The sequence below is a fragment of the Bradyrhizobium sp. T-12 genome (genome assembly GCF_058314695.1).
Map to the genome: position 1 here is coordinate 1892077 of NZ_CM177756.1, position 17127 is coordinate 1909203.

Below are 17127 nucleotides of genomic sequence, written 5' to 3' on the forward strand. Positions count from 1 at the left end.
GTTAGCGCCGGGAGCGTACGCGCAACCCCGGTGCGGGCCGCTCCTGGAGCACGTCGCGGCGGAAGCGGTAGAGCGCCGCCGGCCGTCCGCCCGTCTGTGTCGACATCACCCCGGTCGGTTCGACCAGGGCTTCCATTTCGACCAGGCGGCGGAAATTCTGCTTGTGCAGGTGCCGGCCGGAGATCGCCTCCACCGTATACTGCAGTTCCGTAAGTGTGAATTCGGGCGGCAAAAGTTCAAACACCACAGGACGATACTTCAGTTTCGCACGCAGCCGCGCGATCGCCGTGGCAAGAATCCGGCGATGGTCGAACCGCATCGAGGTCCCGAGCGGGGGAAGCGCCGTGCGCGCCAATGCCGCAGGGCGGCCGTCGCGCCTGGCTTCCTCGACCAGCCCGGCCTCGTACAGGAGCTCGTAGCGGTCGAGCACGCGCTCCTCGTCCCAGGCCGCCCCGTCGAGGCCGAAATAGAACCGCACGCGATCCTTGCGCGGCAGCGCGCGGGTCGTCTCCGGCGTCTCCTCCGCGGCCCACTCGGTCAGCGCGGGAATGATGTCGCGGGCAATGATCGCCGGCGGCTCCTCGCGCCGGTCTTCCCAGGGGAGGAAGCGATACCATGGCGCGAAGCTCGCCGCGTTCGCCGCTAGCTCGCCGTCCACCGCGCGCGTCAATGCGAGATAACCGATCGACACCATATGCGCCCCGGTGTCGCCGGCCTCGGCATGGCGGCCGCGATCGCCAAAGGTGTAGAGCTGCTCGACATAGCCGAGCCGCAAGCCCGCCTGCTCCTCGACCCAGGCGCGCAGGCCGATCTCGAAGGTGCGGTGCGCGAGCGCGTCGAACGGGCCGAACGGCAGGCCGGCAAGCCCTTCACTGTCGCGCGCGGTCAGGATCAGCGGCTCATGACCCTCGATCGCCACGATCGCCGCGGTCAGGCCGATCTCGATCGGCGTCAGCAGCTTCTCGCTCATGCGGCTGATATCACAGCTGTCATTCGAGCTCGATCACGAAGGGGCGGCCCTCGACCATCATCGCGCCCGGGCCGATCTCGTCGAGCGCGCGCAGCATGCGGCCGTTGCGCCCCAAGGCGCGGTCGGCAAGGCCGACGATGCGCCGGTTCGGCGAGGCGATCGGCGAGGCCGCGCGGATCTTCCTGGCGATCTCGAGCTCGTCGCGGTTGGGATTGAGCGCGCAGACCGCCGCGAACGCGCTCGCGGTCGAGCGGCTGATGCCGGCATAGCAATGCACCACCAGCGGTGCGCCGCGGTCCCAGGAGCGCACGAAATTCAGCACCTGGTCGATGTGCCCCTCGGAGGGTGCGACGAAACCGTCCATCTCCTCGGTGATGTCGTCCATCGACACCTTGAGATGATTGGCCGGCAGCACGGAGACCGGCCGGGCCACCTGCTCGACATTGGCCATCACGGTCAGCACATGGCTGGCCTTGGTGAGGCGGACGGTTTCGGGAAGCGCGGCGAGCGAACAGACGTGGATCATGGTGGACCTTTTTGCCGCGATTATAACGAGCGCTCGTAGGGTGGGCAAAGGCGCAAAGTGCCCACCATCTCGCAATTGCGCGCATCTCGCCTGGTTTCGCGGGCACGCTTCGCTTTGACCACCCTACGAAGGGATGATGCTACGCAGACACCGCGCCAAACCGCTCCAGAAACTGCTTCTCGGCCCGCGCCGCGGTCCAAGGCGTGAGATAATCGCGCCGGACGCTGTCGGTGAGGCCGGGATCCTTGCCGAACAGGCGCCGCGCCTCGCTCTCGCTGAAGCCGGCAAGCTCGGTCGCTTCCAGATAGGCCGCGCCGCGGTCGGCGGCCTTGATGGCTGATGTGATCTCCTCCGGCAAGTCCGGTGGCAGGCCGAAGCGGATATGGATGGCGCCGAGCAGGCGCTTCTCCACGGCCTTGTAATGGCCGTCGAGCACTGCCTTGAACGGCGAGATCATGTCGCCGATCACGTATTCCGGCGCATCGTGCAGCAGTGCGGCGAGCCGAATGCGCTGATCGGCGCGCGGCATCTCGTGCCGCAGCACGATCTCCACCAGCAGCGTGTGCTGCGCGACCGAGAAGATATGCGCGCCGATGGTCTGGCCATTCCAGCGCGCGACGCGCGCCAGCCCGTGCGCGATGTCGGCGATCTCGACGTCGAGCGGGGAGGGATCGAGCAGATCGAGCCGCCGGCCCGACAGCATGCGCTGCCAGGCGCGGGACTGCGCGTCGCGCGGGGTCTTCTTCACGGTCATTTGGACTTGAGACGCGGCTTGCGCGGCGCCTTGCCGCAAGTCGCGTGACAATGGCAGTCGACGAGATGGTCGTTGACCATGCCGGTCGCTTCCATGAAGGCATAGACGATGGTCGGGCCGACGAATTTGAAGCCGCGCGAGGACAGCTCTTTCGAGATTTGGGTCGACAGCGGCGTCGAGGCGGGCACGCTTGCCGTGGTCTTGAAATGGTTGACCTTGGGCTTTCCGTCCATGAAGTCCCACAGCAGCTTCGAGAAGCCCGGGCCCTTCTCCATGATGTCGAGATACGATCTCGCGCTCAGGATCGCGCCGTCGATCTTGGCCTTGTTGCGCACGATGCCGGCATCGTTCATCAGTGCGTGGACCTTCTTCTCGTTGTAGCGCGCGATCTTCTCCGGCTGGAAATCGTCGAAGGCTTGGCGGAAATTGTCGCGCTTGCGCAGGATGGTGATCCAGGACAGGCCGGCCTGGAAACCGTCGAGGATCAGCTTCTCGTAGAGCGCGCGGTCGTCATATTCCGGCACGCCCCATTCGGTGTCGTGGTACGCGACATAAAGCGGATCTTCGCCGGGCCAGGGGCAACGCGTCTTTCCGTCGGGATGCAGGCGAGGGGCTCGGCTCATGCGGTGGGCTGCTTCGCGGGGATACGAACGACGTCCGGGTCTGCCAGCTTCAACGCGAGCCCGCCAGCGGTCAGCGGCTGGCCGGCATCGAGCGCCTCGGCGACGCGGTCAATGCGCACCAGGGCAATGCCCTTGCCTTGCGCCGACGAGCCCATGGTGCCGACCGGCTTGTCGCCGGCCATGACGCTGACGCCGGCCTCCGGCGAGAAGTCGTCGAGCAGCACCTTGACGCTGCGGGTGCGTGCGGTGCCGCGATGCTGCATGCGCGAGACGACCTCCTGGCCGACATAGCAGCCCTTGTCGAAATCGACGCCGGCAAGGCGGTCCATGTTGGTCTCGTGCGGAAAGGCGTCGTTGTACGAGAAGTCGAGCCCGCCGCGCGGCACGCCGAGCGCGATGCGGTGCGCCTCGTATTCGGTCGCATCGACAAGCTCGGCCCCGATGAGGTCGGAGAGCTTCTGCTTGAGATCCTCGGGGATCAGGATGCGATAGCCGAGCCCGTCCTGGCGCGGATCGGCGAACGCAAGATCGGGCTGGGCCGCTGGCTGGCCATCCCAGGCGGCGAGCACGCCGAGATCGAGGTTTTCCACCGTGACCTTGGCGCGCAGCTTGTAGAATTTCAGCTTGGTGGCGAGGCTATCCGCCAGCGCTTTCGGGCAGTCGAGCAGGAACCCGCCGCCATGGCCTGCGGGCACCTCGGTGATCAGGAAATCGACGATGATCTTGCCCTGCGGCGTCAGCAGCGCGCCGAATCGCCCCAGGCCCGGCTTCAACCTGTCGACGTCGGTCGTGACCAGGCCGTTGAGGAAGTTGCGCGCATCCTCGCCCGCGACCTTGACCACGCCCCGGTCGGGAAGAAACGCTGATTTCATGCGAAAATCTCTTGCGACATGTTGCTCCGGAACGTAAGCCCGCGAGGCATAAACGACAAGACCTCGAGCCCTGCGCTTGGGGACGAGAGAGGCCTTCAGCCATGACCCAACGCTTCGATGTGATCCTCAAGAATGGCACCGTCGTCAACCAGGACGGCGAGGGTGTTCGCGATATCGGCATCACCAATGGCCGCATCGCCGAACTGGGTCCGCTGTCGCAGGCCTCCGCCGCGGAGGTGATCGACTGCAAGGGCCTGCACATCCTGCCCGGCGTGATGGACACCCAGGTGCATTTCCGCGAGCCCGGGCTGGAGCAGAAGGAAGACCTCGAGACAGGCTCGCGCAGCGCCGTGATGGGCGGCGTCACCGCCGTGTTCGAGATGCCGAACACCTCGCCGCTCACCGTGACCGAGGCCACCTTCACCGACAAGGTGAAGCGCGCCCATCACCGCATGCATTGCGATTTCGCCTTCTTCATCGGCGGCACCCGCGAGAACGTGCAGGACCTGCCGGTGCTGGAGCGCGCGCCCGGCTGCGCCGGCGTCAAAGTGTTCATCGGCTCCTCGACCGGTGCGCTCCTCGTGGAGGACGACGAAAGCCTGCGCCGCATTTTTCAGGTAATCCGCCGCCGAGCCGCCTTCCATGCCGAGGATGAGTACCGTCTCAACAATCGCAAATCTCTGCGTCTCGAAGGCGATCCGCGCTCGCATCCGGTCTGGCGCGACGAAACCGCGGCGCTGATGGCCACGCAGCGCCTGGTCAAGCTCGCGCACGAGACCGGCAAGCGCATCCACGTGCTGCACATCTCGACCAAGGAAGAGATCGAGTTCCTCAGGGATCACAAGGACGTCGCCTCTTGCGAGGCGACGCCGCATCATCTCACGCTGGTCGCGCCGGAATGCTATGAGCGCCTCGGCACGCTGGCGCAGATGAACCCGCCGGTGCGCGGCGCCGATCACCGTGCTGGCATCTGGCGCGGCATCGAGCAGGGCATCATCGACGTGCTTGGCTCCGACCACGCTCCGCATACGCTGGAGGAGAAGCAGAAGACCTATCCCGCCTCGCCCTCCGGCATGACCGGCGTGCAGACGCTGGTGCCGCTGATGCTCGACCACGTCAACGCGGGCCGGCTCTCCCTGGCGCGCTTCGTCGACCTGACCAGCGCCGGCCCCGCGCGTCTCTACAACATGGCCTGCAAGGGCCGCATCGCCGCGGGCTACGACGCCGACTTCACGGTCGTCGACCTCAAGCGCAGCGAAACCATCACCAACAAATGGGTCGCGTCGAAGGCAGGCTGGACCCCCTATGACGGCCTGCGTGTCACAGGCTGGCCCGTCGGCACGTTTGTCCGCGGCCGCCGCGTGATGTGGCAGGGCGAGCTGGTGACGCCATCGCAGGGCGAGCCGGTGCGGTTTCTGGAGACGCTGACGCAGTAGGACGCTTCGGTCGGGGACGAACGCACCATCCCCGTCCTTGCGAGGAGCCCTTGCGACGAAGCAATCCAGCGGCCCTCCGCGGAAAGATTCCGGATTGCTTCGCGGAGCCTGTCATCGGGCCGCGCTTCGCGCGGACCCGGTGGCTCGCAATGACGAGAGGAGAGAGCTACACTTCCTTTCGAACGGGAGTGCATTCCGATGTCAGAGCCAGCCGCCCTCATCACCACCGACCAGCTCGCCGCCATCCTCGGCGATCCCAACCTCCGCCTCTACGACTGCACGACCTATAACGAACCCGTCCCGCCGGGCAGCGACGTGCCGTATCGCGCGGTCCCCGGCGACAAGACGTTTGCAGCCGGCCACATTCCCGGCGCCGATTTCCTCGACCTGCAGGGCGAGTTCTCCGACACCTCGTCGCAACAATTCTTCATGATGCCCGATTTGGCCCAACTCGAAGCCGCCTTCGGCCGCCACGGCCTCGATGCAGGCAAGACCGTCGTGCTCTACAGCATCGGCACCATGATGTGGGCGACGCGGTTCTGGTGGATGCTGCGCTCGCTCGGCGTCGATGCGCAGGTGCTCGACGGCGGCTTCGACAAATGGAAGGAGGAGGGACGCCCAATCGAGACTGGCATACCGAAAGGCTATCCCGCGACGACCTTCAAGGCCACGCCGCGCGCGGATTTCTTCGTCGACAAGACCGCCGTGAAGGCGCGGATCGGCGATCCCGCGACGGTGATCGTCAACGCGCTCGGTCCGCAATTTCATCGCGGCCTCGAGCCGAGCCGCTACGGCCGGCCCGGCCGTGTGCCCGGCAGCGTCAACGTATCGGCCGCGACGCTCGTCAATGCCGACAAGACCTTGACGAGCCTCGCAGACGCCGAAGCCAAATTCACTGCTGCCGGCGTCACGCGCGACAAGAACGTGATCCTCTATTGCGGCGGCGGCATCTCGGCGACGATCGACCTGTTCCTGCTGACGCAGCTCGGCTACGACAGGCTGACGCTCTACGACGCTTCCATGGGCGAATGGGCGAGGGACCCGTCGCTGCCGATCGAGACGGATTAGCGAGGACTAACAAATCGGGAACCTTTTCCCTGGACTTGCATCCAATGTCCGGAACCAATGGAGAGAGGTAGCCATGCCAGGGACCGCAGCCGGCCTGTCCGTCGGCGCCAGGACGTCGGAAGTCGAGCTGATCGCGCGCGCACGGCACCGCGACGAAGCCGCATTGCGCGAGATCATGCAGGGCAACAACCGCAGGCTCTATCGCCTCGCCCGCGGCATTCTGCGCAGCGACAGTGAGGCCGAGGACGTGGTGCAGGAAACCTATGTCCGCGCCTTCACGCATCTCGACGGCTTTCTTGGTACGTCGGCGCTGTCGACCTGGTTGTCGCGCATTGCCATCAACGAAGCGCTAGGGCGCCTGCGCAGCCGGAGGCCGCAGGTCGAGCTGGGATCGGTGCCGGAGGCAGCGCTAGAAGCACAGATCATCAAGTTCCCCCTTTCGTCCGCCGCAACCGATCCGGAAAGATCCATGGCTCAACGCGAAATCCAGCGCGTCGTCGAACACGCGGTCGACGAATTGCCCGACGCCTTCCGCATGGTCTTCATCGCGCGGGTGATGGAGGGAATGAGCATGGAGGAGACGGCCGAGCTGCTCGGCATCAAGCCCGAGACCGTGAAGACGCGTTTGCATCGTGCGCGCGCCCTGCTGCGCGAGAACGTCGAGAAAAAGATCGGCCCCGTCGTGATGGACGCCTTTCCGTTTGCCGGGCAGCGTTGCGAACGCCTGACCGAGGCTGTGCTCAAACGCCTCGGCATCGGCTGATTGGCATCTGTTGATTGGCATCGGCGCGTCATTTTTCGGGAACGTTTGCGCGAAACTCCCATCCAATCCCTGTGACGCAATGCGCCGGGCAATGCCGGCACCACAGGAGCACCAAGCCATGTTCACCCGACGGAGCGCGGCGATCGCCGCGGCCATTCTGTTGTCGAGCTCCGCGCTGCTGCAAGGCGCCAGCGCCGCCGACAAGCCCACCGATCCGCAGATCGCCCATATCGCCTACACCGCTGGCGTGATCGACATCAACGCGGCCAAGCAGGCGCAGAAGAAGGCCAAGAGCAAGGACGTGAAGGCGTTCGCCGAGGACATGCTGCGTGACCACGAGGCCGTCAACAGGCAGGCGCTCGCGCTGGTCAAGAAGCTGAACGTCACCCCTGAAGACAACGACACCAGCAAGGCGCTGTCCAAGCAGGCGAGCGACAAGCTGGCCGAGCTCGACAAGCTGAGCGGTGCTGCCTTCGACAAGGCCTATGTCGCCAACGAGGTCGCCTACCACAAGGCGGTCAACGGCGCGCTGGAGACGCAGCTGATTCCGTCGGCGAGCAACGCCGAGCTGAAGAGCCTGCTGCAGACCGGCCTGAAGATCTTCCAGGGCCATCAGCAGCACGCCGAACATGTCGCGGCCGAGCTGAAATAGGGAGTGTGCGATGATGTCGGGGCGGCTGACTTCGTTTCCCATCGCGCTTGTCTTCGCCGCGATGGTCGTCCCGGCGCACGCCGCGACGATCGAGATCACGATGGAGAACCTCGTGATCTCGCCGGTTGAGGTGTCGGCCAAAGTCGGCGATACCGTCAGCTGGATCAACAAGGACGTCTTCGCCCATACCGCCACCGCGAAGAACGGTGATTTCGACGTGAAGTTGCCGCCCAAGGCATCGGCGACGTCAGTTCTGAAAAAGGTGGGAACGGTCGAATATTACTGCCGCTATCATCCCAACATGAAAGCGACGCTCAAGATCGAGCCGTGAGGGGAGGGAGCGCATTCCCGACTCCGTCAGGAACATCTCCCGGCCATTGCGAGACTAATGCTTGTCGGGGGCAAGCGGCTTCCGTGCGATAAAGCCGGCAGACTTTTGCGAAGCCTTTCGGCCAAATCTCTTCGCAAAGTCATTCATCCGTTGACTGGCCCCGCCCAAGCGGCGGGGTCATTTTCGGAAGCCTACTGCCTGCAGATGTCGACCGAGAATTCGCCGTTGCGGATACGGCCGGGGAAGCCTTCGACGAATTTGGCGACCGCGTCCTCGCCATAGGTGCCGACGAGCTCGGCAAAGGCCGCGAACAGGCTCGCCTGTGCCAGGCAGTCGCCGTCCACGCCGTCATGGCGCGCTTCGGCCCAAGCCTCGTTGAGATAGCTCAGTGCGGCCTGTTTCTGCTCGTGATCGGGCAGCGGCGCGCGGGCGGGGGCGTAGGAAATCGGCTGGCTCATGAAACTCGATCAGGGCTGGGGCGCGATCCACGGCGATGCGCTGTGCGAGAGGTGTAGCACGGGCGTTAACGACCGCTAGGCCACATCTTTAGGAACGGTTAACGGCTGTGTACAAAGTCGACGACAGAGTTCCGGCCCGGCTGTCGTTCCGGGGCGCGACGAAGTCGCGAGCTATGGTGCGTAATTGCGCACCTGAGAATCCATCGCGTTACAGAGTCGGTGGATGAATGGATTCCGGGCTCGCGCTGCGCTCACCCCGGAATGACACGAGGAGAGAACTAGTTCGCGTAACGCGCCGTGAGATCCCGCGAGATCTTCGAGCCTTCCTCGATATAGCGGCGGATCGCCACCGTCGCGGCCGGCGTGCAGCTGCGGTAGGTCTGCTGGAAGCCGTTATAGCCGCGGTTGAAACCGGCGATCATGCGGGTGCGGCGCTCCCCGGAGGGGGTTTCGGCATCGATCAGCGCCTGCATTTCGTTGCGCCATTTGTTGCCCTCGTTGGACCCGCAGACGCCGCGCAGATAGTGCAGCCCGCCGAGGATCTCGGCCAGCCGCTGCAAATCGGCGTCGAACGGCGCCGCCACGTCCTGGGCCCGAATGGGTCCGGAGGCGCAGGCGAGAATCAGGACAAAAATGGCCAGAAATCGCGTGGACATCGGCGGGGTGTATGCCCCCTCGAGGCGGTGGACGCAAGGCGGGGGCGCTCAGGGGCCAATCAGCCGCGCGGCGGACTGGATCACCTCTTCCAGCCCCCCGGTCAGCTTCAGGTCGGTAAGGCTCGCCAGGGCACTAGGGGAGATCCAGCGGTAATCGTCGAGCTCGTCGTTGAGGGACGGCTCCCTGGCCACCCAACGGGCGGCAAACGACATGATCAGATAATGGCCGGCGCCGGGCGCGGCCGGCAGCACCTCGCGCCAGCCGGCAAGGCCTGCGACGGCAATGTCGAGCCCGGTCTCCTCATCGACCTCGCGCTTAAGCGCCTGGTGCAGCGATTCGCCGAACTCGACCCGGCCGCCGGGCAGCGAATAGAACCCCTTCGCCGGCGAACGGGCGCGACGGGTCAGCAGCACCTTGCCGTCGCGGAAAATCGCGGCACTCACGGCAAGCTGGGGGTGGGTGGGCTGGACGACCGACGCCATTTCTTACGAGACCTGTTTTACAGGACTGGTTCCTACAGGAATTGGCTCAGTTCGCCATGATGGTATCGACGTCGGCTTCGGCGCCGCCGTGGATGATACCGCCGCAGGCCGCGATCAGCGGCTTGACCCAGAGCGCGGCCTGCTCGGCGAGGCGGATCCGCGTCGTGTCCTTCTCGACCTCGCGCATGGCCGTGCCGACCGCGGTCAGGATCGAGGTCATGGTATCCGTGAGGTGGTCGAACTGGGCGCGCACGTTGGGATCGGCCTTCTCATAGGCTTCGATGGCGAGGTCGCGCGCCTTGAAATTCGACGCCGTGAAATGCTCGGCATAGGACAGGGGCGACCAGGTCAAAAAATCCTCGGCGCATTCCGGCATGTCCGGAACCATTTCCAGCAGCATCACGGCTTCATTGAAATGGTTGAGATAGTCAGTGGCAAGCCCGGTCCGCGGGTTGATATTGGCCACGCGCAGCCGCTCGGCCCAGGCGGCGGCCTCGGGGCCCGTCTGTACATGCGTCCGCGCGGGTTGGGAGGCCGTTGAGCTCATCTGCCACAGTGTTAACGTTCGGGGTTAAAAGGACCTGAACGGACCCTATATAGACGCCCTGAGATGTGTGGACGCTTCGTCATAACTTCGGCCCCCGCGGCTTTGCGGCAACTGTTCGGCTATGTCGAGCAGCCGAATTTCCCGCCTCGGTACAATGTCGCGCCGACACAACCGATTCCGGTCGTGCTGGTCGAGAACGGCGCGCGGCATTTCCGGCTGATGCGCTGGGGATTGCTGCCCGGCTGGGTCAAGGATCCCAAGAGCTTTACCCTCCTGATCAATGCCCGCTCGGAGACGATCCTCGAGAAGCCCGCATTCAAGCGGGCGATTCGCCGGCGGCGCGGCCTGATCCCGGCCGATGGCTATTACGAATGGAAGGTGGAGGACGGCCGCAAGCAGCCCTTCTTCATCCACCGCGCCGACGGCGCGCCGCTTGGCTTCGCTGCGGTGTTCGAGACCTGGGCCGGCCCGAACGGCGAGGAGCTTGACACCGTCGCGATCGTCACGGCCGCGGCGGGCGAGGATCTCGCCGCGCTGCATGACCGCGTGCCCGTCACCATCGGCGAGCGCGATGTCGAACGCTGGCTCGACATCAAAGGCGACGATGTCGATTCGATCCTGCCGCTGCTCGCCGCCCCACGCATCGGCGAATTCGCCTGGCACCCCGTCTCCACCCGCGTCAACCGCGTCGCCAATGACGACGAGCAGCTGCTCTTGCCGGTCAGTGCGGAGGAGATGGCGGCGGAAGCTGAAGCGGCCAAGCCGAAGAAGGCGGCGCGGAAGGTTACTGCTGCATCATCGGATGACGGACAGGGCTCGTTGTTCTAATCACTGCCACCCTGCGGCAGCGGTGTTTTAAACGATCTCCCTCGCCCTCAACGCCGCAATCTCGGCGGCATCGAATCCCAGCTCGTCCAGCACCGCATCCGTATCGGCGCCCAGCTCCGGCGCCATCCGGTCCAGCCGGCCGCCGCCATGGGCGAGCTTGAAGCCGCTGCCGGCAAAGCGCAGCCGGCCGTAGGGCGTGTCGAGTTCCTGGATCGCGCCGCGCGCCTTGATTTGCGGATGGTCGATGACTTCCTCGACCTTCCAGATGCTGGCGCAAGGCGCGCCGGCGTCTTCCAGAATGGTCTCCCATTCGCGCGCAGGCCTCGCCGCAAGCGCCTCCTCGATGATGGCGCGCAAGGCCGGCTCGTTCTCGTTGCGCGAGAACCAGTCGGCAAAGCGTGGGTCGCTCAGCGTGTCTTCGCGGCCGAGCGCGGACATCAGCGCGCGATACTGCTTCTCGTTGTTGACGGCGAGCAGGATATGGCCGTCGCCGCATTTGAACAGGTTTGCCGTGGTCCGGCGGCTCACCGCCTGGTTGCCCGACAGTTGCTGGCGATGTCCCGCGACCGACCAGTCCGCGATCTGCCCGGAGAGGAAGGCCATTGTCGCCTCCAGCATGGAGACGTCGATGAGCTGTCCCTTGCCGGTGCGGTCGCGCTGGTAGAGCGCGCTCGAGACGCCGAAGGCAGCGGTCGCGCCCGAGAGCACGTCGCACACCGCAAAGCCCGCGCGCGTCGGCCCGGTCTCGGGATGGCCGGTGATCGCCATGATGCCCGACAGCGCCTGCATCTTGCCGTCATAGCCGGGCCGCAAACGATCCGGGCCGGTCTGGCCAAAACCCGACACCGCGCAATAGATCAGTTTTGGATTGATCGCCGAAAGCGCCTCGTAGCCGATGCCGAGCTTGTCCATCACGCCCGGGCGGAAATTCTCCATCACGACGTCGACGGTCGCGGCAAGCTTCTTCACGATCGCGATCGCCTCCGGCTTCTGCAGATCGAGCGTCAGGCTGCGCTTGTTGCCGTTGATCGCCTGGAACGCCGGTGCCAGCCCGCGCTCGGCCCATTCGCGTGAGAGCGGCGTGCGGCGCATGTCCTCGCCCTCGCGCCGCTCGACCTTGATGACGTCGGCCCCGAGCAGCGCGAGCTGGTAGCTCGCATAGGGGCCGGCCAGCACTTGCGTGAAATCCAGGATCTTCACGCCCTCGAACGGTCGCGTCACGTCGTTCTCCCGATAATTATTGTTCCTGGAGCCGTCAGGCGGCGCGGTTGCCGCGCGCGATCTCCTTCTGCTTGTCGAACTCGGCGCGGCGGCGTGCCAGTTCTTCCGGAGAGAGCTGCGCGACGTTGTTGTAGTCGAGCTTCCAGGAGGCGTCCTCGCTCCAGCGCAGCGGCGACTGCATCGTCGTCTGCGGGCCGCTCGCGGTCTCCAGCAGCTGAAGCGCCAGCTCCAGCGTCTGCGCCTGCGAGGCGACGTCGTGCGGCTTGCCGGCGGAATTGCCGAGCGGGAAGTCGGAGAACAGGAAGCGCGGCGCGGCCGCGTGCTCGATGATGTCCTTGGCGCAACCCATGATCACGGTCGGGATGCCGCCGGCCTCGAGATGCCGCGCCACCAGCGCCGTGGTCTGGTGGCAGACCGGGCAGTTCGGCACCAGCACCGCGACGTCGACCTTATCGGCAAGGCAGCGCGCCAGAATTTCCGGTGCATCGGTGTCGAGCGTGACGCGGTGGCTGCGGTTGGTCGGCGCGCCGAAGAAGCGCGGGGCAACCTCGCCGATCCGGCCCGCCGCGCTCGCCTTCAACAGCTGCGGCAGCGGAAACCAGGTGCCGTTGTCGGTGGCGCTGGTGTGCTTGCGGTCGTAGCCGATATGCGAGATGCGCAGGTCGTGCTCTCTCGACGTGTCGCCGTCATAGACCTGGTAGAACTTCGCGCTGCCATTATAAGCCGCGCCCGGCCCCTGGTCGCCCTTGGCGGGATCGTAGGGCGCGGCGGTGGTGATGATGGTCACGCGCGACTTCGCCAGCGGCTTCTTCAGCGGCTGGAACGGCGCTGCAGTGTAATGCGCCCAGCGATACGCCGTGGTGTAGCCGATCGCCGCGTAATATTCGCGCGTGCGCTGCATGTAGGGGATGGGAGAATCATAGTCGGGCGCAAAGCCGAATTCGTCGTCGCGCGGCGCGGTCATGGGCGCGTCTCCTGGTTCTTGGTTGGCGACAGACTAGAGATAGTTTTGGGGGTGCTCAACAGGGGAGCGGGGCAGCGCAGGGCTGAATTGCATGTGAGGATGCTGCGGCATCGGTGCTGCCACTTACCCTCCCCTGGAGGGGCCCCTCCAGGGGAGGGTAAGAAGCTCACCTGAACACGTGCAGCGCCGCGTATTGCAGCAGCATGATGGCCTTGGCGTCGATGATGCGGCCGTCAGTGATCATCGCCAGGGCCTCGTCGATCGAGAGCTCCAGCACCTCGATGTCCTCGCCCTCGTGCTCGAGGCCGCCGCCGTCGCTGACCCGCATCTCCGGCTCGTACTCGGCGACGAAGAAATGCAGTTTCTCGGTGATGGCGCCCGGGCTCATGAACGCCTCGAACACCTTGTGGACGTGATGCAGGCGATACCCGGTCTCTTCCTCCGCCTCGGCGCGGATGCGCTCCTCGGGCTCGGCATTATCCAAAACGCCGGCGGCCGCCTCGATCAACAGGTCGTCGTAGCCGCGTATGAAGGCCGGCAGGCGGAATTGCTTCACCAGGATCACGGTGCGCCGCGCGAGATTATACGGCAGCACGGCGGCGGCGTTGTCGCGCTCATAGGTCTCGCGATGCTGCGTTTGCCATTCGCCGCTGGCGCGCCGGTACTCGAACGTGGTGTTCTTGAGCGTGGTCCAATTGTTCGAGAGCACGCGGACGTCCTTGATGCGGACGCGGTCGGAAACGGTCATGATCTTCTTCCGGAACTAGGTGGGAGTGCGGCCGTCGAGCCACTTCTGGAACATCACGGAGGTCGATAGCTCGAAGCCCAGCGAGCCGTAGAACGCATTGGCCGCTTCGTTCTCGCGGCGGACCAGGAGCTGCAGCTTCGAAATTCCGGCCGCGCGCAGCCACTCCTCGGCCGCCGCCATGATGAGGCGGCCGAAGCCGCGCTTCTGGCAGTCTGGATCGACCGCGACATAATAGACCCAGCCACGATGGCCATCATGGCCGACCATGATTGTCGCCACGATCGCGCCGCCCTCGCGGCCGATCAGCACGGTGGAATTGTCGCGCCGCCGCGCCAGGGCGATGTCGGCATGCGGATCGTTCCAGGGCCGCGTCAGGCCGCAGCGCTGCCACAGCGCCACCACCGGTTCGACGTCGGCATCGGTGATCGCGGAGATCGCGAGCGCACTCACAGCACCTTCCCCGGATTCATGATGCCCTGCGGATCGAGCATCGCCTTGATCGCGCGCATCAGCTCGATCGCGGTCTTGTCCTTGACGTCGGGCAGCTCGTCGCGCTTGAGCACGCCGATGCCGTGCTCGGCGGAGATCGAGCCGCCCATGCGCAGCACGATCTCGAACACCACGGCGTTCACATCGTGCCAGCGCGCCAAATAATCGGCGGTGTCGGCGCCGACCGGCTGACTGACATTGTAATGCAGATTGCCGTCGCCGAGATGGCCGAACGGCACCGGCCGCGCGCCCGGGATCAGCTTCACCACGGCGGCATCTGCCTCGGCGATGAAGGCGGGCACGGCGGCGACGGGCACCGAGATGTCGTGCTTGATCGAGCCGCCCTCGGGCTTCTGCGCCGCTGACATCTCCTCGCGCAGCTTCCAGAAATTGTTGCGCTGGGCAAGGCTCGCCGCGATCACGGCGTCGTCGACGATCTCCTCTTCCATGGCGCGGGCCAGGATCGTCTCCAGCGGCGTGCGGGCGTCGTCGCCGGGCGAGGACAATTCCATCAGCACGTACCAGGGATGTTTCTCCGCGAGCGGATCGCGCACGTCGATGCCGTGCCGCACCGAGAAGTCGACGGCCATCTCCGACAGCAGCTCAAAGCTCGTCAGCGCATTGGCGGCTTCGCCCTGCGCGATCGTCAGCAGCTTCAAGGCCGCAGCCGGCGACTTCAGCCCGACATAGGCGGTCTCGACCGCTCGCGGCTTCGGAAACAGTTTCAGGGTCGCCGCGGTGATGATGCCGAGCGTGCCTTCGGCGCCGATGAAGAGATTGTGCAGATTGTAGCCGGTGTTGTCCTTTTTCAGCTTCGAGAGCGTATTGAGGACGCGCCCGTCAGCGAGCACGACCTCGAGCCCCAATGCCATCTCGCGCGCGACGCCATAGGCGAGCGCGGCGGTGCCGCCGGCATTGGTCGAGAGATTGCCACCGATGGTGCAGCTGCCTTCCGCGCCCAGCGACAGCGGAAACAGCCGGTCCACGTCGGAGGCCTTTTGCTGCGCCACCTGCAGCACGACGCCGGCCTCACACGTCATGGTATTGGAGGCAGTGTCGACCTCGCGGATCTTGTCGAGCCTGCGCAGCGACACCACGACCTCGCCATTGTGCGGGGTCTGGCCGCCGACGAGCCCGGTGTTGCCGCCCTGCGGCACCAGCGCGATCCTGTGCGCGGAGGCGAGCTTGCAGATGTCGGAGACTTCGGCCGTCGAGCCCGGGCGCAGCACCAGCGGCGAGCGGCCGTGGAACAGATTGCGCTCCTCGGTGACGTAGGGCTGGATATCGTTGGCATCGGTGATCGCGTGACGCTCGCCGACGATCTCACGAAATTGCTCGATCAGCTCGGGCGCAAGCGGCGGGACGGCGGGTGTGTTGACGTTCATTGTCGTGTCTCTTCTCAAGCTTCTCAGCGCGCAACCGCCGCCCGGCGCAACCGGTCGTTGATCGCTTCACCCAAATCTTCCTCGGGGATCGCCATCACCGCAATCGCCCGCGGGCCCTTCGCATCGAGCTCGCGAAGATAGCCGAACAGATTGGCGGCGGCTTCATCGAGATCAGAGGTGGGCGACAAATTCATGACAGCGGCGGCGGCCTCCATGCCGGGTAGGCGTGCAGGACCGAACGCCAGCAGCGCTTCGCTTGGCGCCACGTCCTGCGCTTTCAGCCGCACAGGCGCGCGCGGCGCGTAATGCGAGGCCAGCATGCCCGGCGCCAGCGGCTGGCTGTCGCCGATTTCGGCCTCCACCGGCGGCCGCGCCAGGGGCACGCCGAGCACCGCCTCGATCCGCTCGCGCGACAGCCCGCCGGGCCGCAGCAGCATCGCGGTCTCGAAGCAGCCGACGATGGTCGATTCGACGCCGACCGCGACGGGCCCGCCGTCGACGATCAGGTCGATCCGCCCTGACAGGTCGCTCTCGACATGGGCGGCCAGTGTCGGCGAGACGTGGCCGGAGATGTTGGCGGACGGTGCCACCACCGCCCCGCCGAAGGCGCGCAGGATCGCCTGCGCGACCGGGTGGGCGGGAATGCGGATCGCGACCGTGTCGAGGCCAGCGGTGGCGAGATCCGCCACCGGGCAGTTCTCCGTCTTCGGCACCACCAGCGTCAGCGGCCCCGGCCAGAACGCCTCGGCAAGCTTCAACGCGCGCGCGTCGAACCGCCCGATCCGGCGCGCGGCGGCGATATCAGGCACATGGGCAATAAGCGGATTGAACGCCGGCCGCCCCTTGGCGGCGTAGAGATGGGCAATCGCGGTGGCGTTGGCGGCATCCGCCCCAAGCCCGTAGACCGTCTCGGTCGGAAACGCGACCAGCCCGCCGGCCGCCAGCCGCCGGGCGGCAGCCTCCGCGCCGGCCGCACCGGCCGGTAAAATCAGCGTTTCAACACCCGTTTTCACAGGGACAAAATTCCTCATCTCGGCCGCTTGCGGTGCGCCAAACCCGACGCTATAAGCCGGCCTCTTGTCGGAGTGTGGCTCAGCCCGGTAGAGCACTGCGTTCGGGACGCAGGGGTCGCAGGTTCGAATCCTGCCACTCCGACCATTCTTCCAAAAGTTGACGTTTTCCAGAGGCTTGGCAGACCGGCTGTCAGCGCCTCGGAGCGCCTTTCTGCTACGATTTCGGGATCGGGTCCACGGCCGATTTGGCGGGGCAGGGCGGCTTGCTGCGGCGGCATGGCATGAAGCTTTGCACACCGCCAAGGTTCGTCGGTCCAGGCGCCGGCCCGACCAGCCGCGC

General features: G+C 65.7%; 21 protein-coding genes and 1 tRNA gene. 7 read left to right on the forward strand and 15 right to left on the reverse strand.

Features of this window, described 5'->3' with window-relative positions:
• Position 1 precedes the first annotated feature (1 nt).
• The 5 genes from AC0WRY_RS08975 to ygfZ form a co-directional block, all read right to left on the reverse strand.
• A complete protein-coding gene (locus AC0WRY_RS08975) occupies positions 2-970 on the reverse strand; it encodes an NUDIX hydrolase (RefSeq protein WP_211419409.1) in 969 nt (322 codons plus the stop codon).
• A 19-nt stretch (positions 971-989) separates the two neighbouring features.
• On the reverse strand, positions 990-1496 hold the full coding sequence (locus AC0WRY_RS08980) for a tyrosine phosphatase family protein (RefSeq protein ID WP_194406657.1): 507 nt from the start codon (positions 1494-1496) through the stop codon (positions 990-992).
• Between the two features lie 139 nt (positions 1497-1635).
• On the reverse strand, positions 1636-2250 hold the full coding sequence (locus tag AC0WRY_RS08985; protein ID WP_491122965.1) for a YfbR-like 5'-deoxynucleotidase: 615 nt from the start codon (positions 2248-2250) through the stop codon (positions 1636-1638).
• Positions 2247-2873, reverse strand: a complete 627-nt coding sequence (locus AC0WRY_RS08990; RefSeq protein WP_491122966.1) for a DNA-3-methyladenine glycosylase I — start codon at positions 2871-2873, stop codon at positions 2247-2249. Before AC0WRY_RS08990 ends, AC0WRY_RS08985 begins: the two co-directional genes overlap by 4 nt.
• The gene (gene ygfZ / locus AC0WRY_RS08995; protein WP_483069214.1) at positions 2870-3745 is read right to left on the reverse strand and encodes a CAF17-like 4Fe-4S cluster assembly/insertion protein YgfZ; all 876 of its coding nucleotides are present in this window, start codon (positions 3743-3745) and stop codon (positions 2870-2872) included. The genes AC0WRY_RS08990 and ygfZ overlap by 4 nt, the downstream gene beginning before the upstream one ends.
• A gap of 101 nt (positions 3746-3846) precedes the next feature.
• On the opposite strand from ygfZ, the gene AC0WRY_RS09000 reads away from it, so the two are divergent.
• The 5 genes from AC0WRY_RS09000 (at position 3847) to AC0WRY_RS09020 (ending at position 7995) form a co-directional block, all read left to right on the forward strand.
• Positions 3847-5181 carry a dihydroorotase gene (locus AC0WRY_RS09000; RefSeq protein ID WP_491122967.1) on the forward strand — a complete coding sequence of 445 codons (1335 nt, stop codon included), beginning with the start codon at positions 3847-3849 and terminating at the stop codon, positions 5179-5181.
• Between the two features lie 198 nt (positions 5182-5379).
• Positions 5380-6249 (forward strand): sulfurtransferase, encoded by an 870-nt coding sequence (locus tag AC0WRY_RS09005; RefSeq protein WP_491122968.1) that lies wholly within the window; start codon positions 5380-5382, stop codon positions 6247-6249.
• A gap of 73 nt (positions 6250-6322) precedes the next feature.
• Positions 6323-7012, forward strand: a complete 690-nt coding sequence (locus tag AC0WRY_RS09010) for an RNA polymerase sigma factor (protein WP_491122969.1) — start codon at positions 6323-6325, stop codon at positions 7010-7012.
• 118 nt (positions 7013-7130) lie between these two features.
• Positions 7131-7664, forward strand: a complete 534-nt coding sequence (locus tag AC0WRY_RS09015; protein ID WP_491122970.1) for a DUF4142 domain-containing protein — start codon at positions 7131-7133, stop codon at positions 7662-7664.
• A gap of 10 nt (positions 7665-7674) precedes the next feature.
• A complete protein-coding gene (locus AC0WRY_RS09020; RefSeq protein WP_491122971.1) occupies positions 7675-7995 on the forward strand; it encodes a cupredoxin domain-containing protein in 321 nt (106 codons plus the stop codon).
• Between the two features lie 191 nt (positions 7996-8186).
• On the opposite strand, the gene AC0WRY_RS09025 is transcribed toward AC0WRY_RS09020, so the two are convergent.
• From AC0WRY_RS09025 to AC0WRY_RS09040, 4 genes are all read right to left on the reverse strand, one after another.
• Positions 8187-8453: a hypothetical protein gene (locus tag AC0WRY_RS09025; RefSeq protein ID WP_028134933.1), complete on the reverse strand. Its 267-nt coding sequence runs from the start codon at positions 8451-8453 to the stop codon at positions 8187-8189.
• A 278-nt stretch (positions 8454-8731) separates the two neighbouring features.
• Positions 8732-9109, reverse strand: coding sequence for a TIGR02301 family protein (locus AC0WRY_RS09030; protein ID WP_194406666.1), 378 nt, complete (start codon positions 9107-9109; stop codon positions 8732-8734).
• A gap of 48 nt (positions 9110-9157) precedes the next feature.
• A complete protein-coding gene (locus tag AC0WRY_RS09035) occupies positions 9158-9592 on the reverse strand; it encodes an NUDIX hydrolase (protein ID WP_194406667.1) in 435 nt (144 codons plus the stop codon).
• A 46-nt stretch (positions 9593-9638) separates the two neighbouring features.
• On the reverse strand, positions 9639-10139 hold the full coding sequence (locus AC0WRY_RS09040; protein ID WP_194406668.1) for a hypothetical protein: 501 nt from the start codon (positions 10137-10139) through the stop codon (positions 9639-9641).
• A 63-nt stretch (positions 10140-10202) separates the two neighbouring features.
• Between AC0WRY_RS09040 and AC0WRY_RS09045 the strand changes: the two genes are divergently transcribed.
• Entirely contained in the window at positions 10203-10967 is a 765-nt protein-coding gene (locus tag AC0WRY_RS09045; protein ID WP_194406669.1) for an SOS response-associated peptidase, read from the forward strand.
• Positions 10968-10994: 27 nt separating this feature from the next.
• Here the strand turns inward: AC0WRY_RS09045 and AC0WRY_RS09050 are convergent, their stop codons facing one another.
• The 6 genes from AC0WRY_RS09050 to AC0WRY_RS09075 all read right to left on the reverse strand — a co-directional run bounded on the left by AC0WRY_RS09050 (position 10995) and on the right by AC0WRY_RS09075 (position 16787).
• Complete coding sequence (locus AC0WRY_RS09050; protein ID WP_194406670.1) at positions 10995-12188, reverse strand: CaiB/BaiF CoA transferase family protein; 1194 nt, start codon at positions 12186-12188, stop codon at positions 10995-10997.
• A gap of 34 nt (positions 12189-12222) precedes the next feature.
• Positions 12223-13152, reverse strand: a complete 930-nt coding sequence (locus tag AC0WRY_RS09055) for a glycine reductase (RefSeq protein ID WP_194406671.1) — start codon at positions 13150-13152, stop codon at positions 12223-12225.
• Positions 13153-13318: 166 nt separating this feature from the next.
• Complete coding sequence (locus AC0WRY_RS09060; protein ID WP_194406672.1) at positions 13319-13900, reverse strand: NUDIX hydrolase; 582 nt, start codon at positions 13898-13900, stop codon at positions 13319-13321.
• A gap of 15 nt (positions 13901-13915) precedes the next feature.
• Entirely contained in the window at positions 13916-14350 is a 435-nt protein-coding gene (locus tag AC0WRY_RS09065) for a GNAT family acetyltransferase (RefSeq protein WP_194406673.1), read from the reverse strand.
• A complete protein-coding gene (locus AC0WRY_RS09070; RefSeq protein WP_194406674.1) occupies positions 14347-15774 on the reverse strand; it encodes an FAD-binding oxidoreductase in 1428 nt (475 codons plus the stop codon). The genes AC0WRY_RS09065 and AC0WRY_RS09070 overlap by 4 nt, the downstream gene beginning before the upstream one ends.
• Before the next feature lie 23 nt (positions 15775-15797).
• The gene (locus AC0WRY_RS09075; RefSeq protein WP_491122972.1) at positions 15798-16787 is read right to left on the reverse strand and encodes an L-threonylcarbamoyladenylate synthase; all 990 of its coding nucleotides are present in this window, start codon (positions 16785-16787) and stop codon (positions 15798-15800) included.
• Positions 16788-16855: 68 nt separating this feature from the next.
• Here AC0WRY_RS09075 and AC0WRY_RS09080 point away from each other — a divergent pair.
• Positions 16856-16932 (forward strand) — tRNA-Pro (locus AC0WRY_RS09080).
• Positions 16933-17127: the final 195 nt, after the last annotated feature.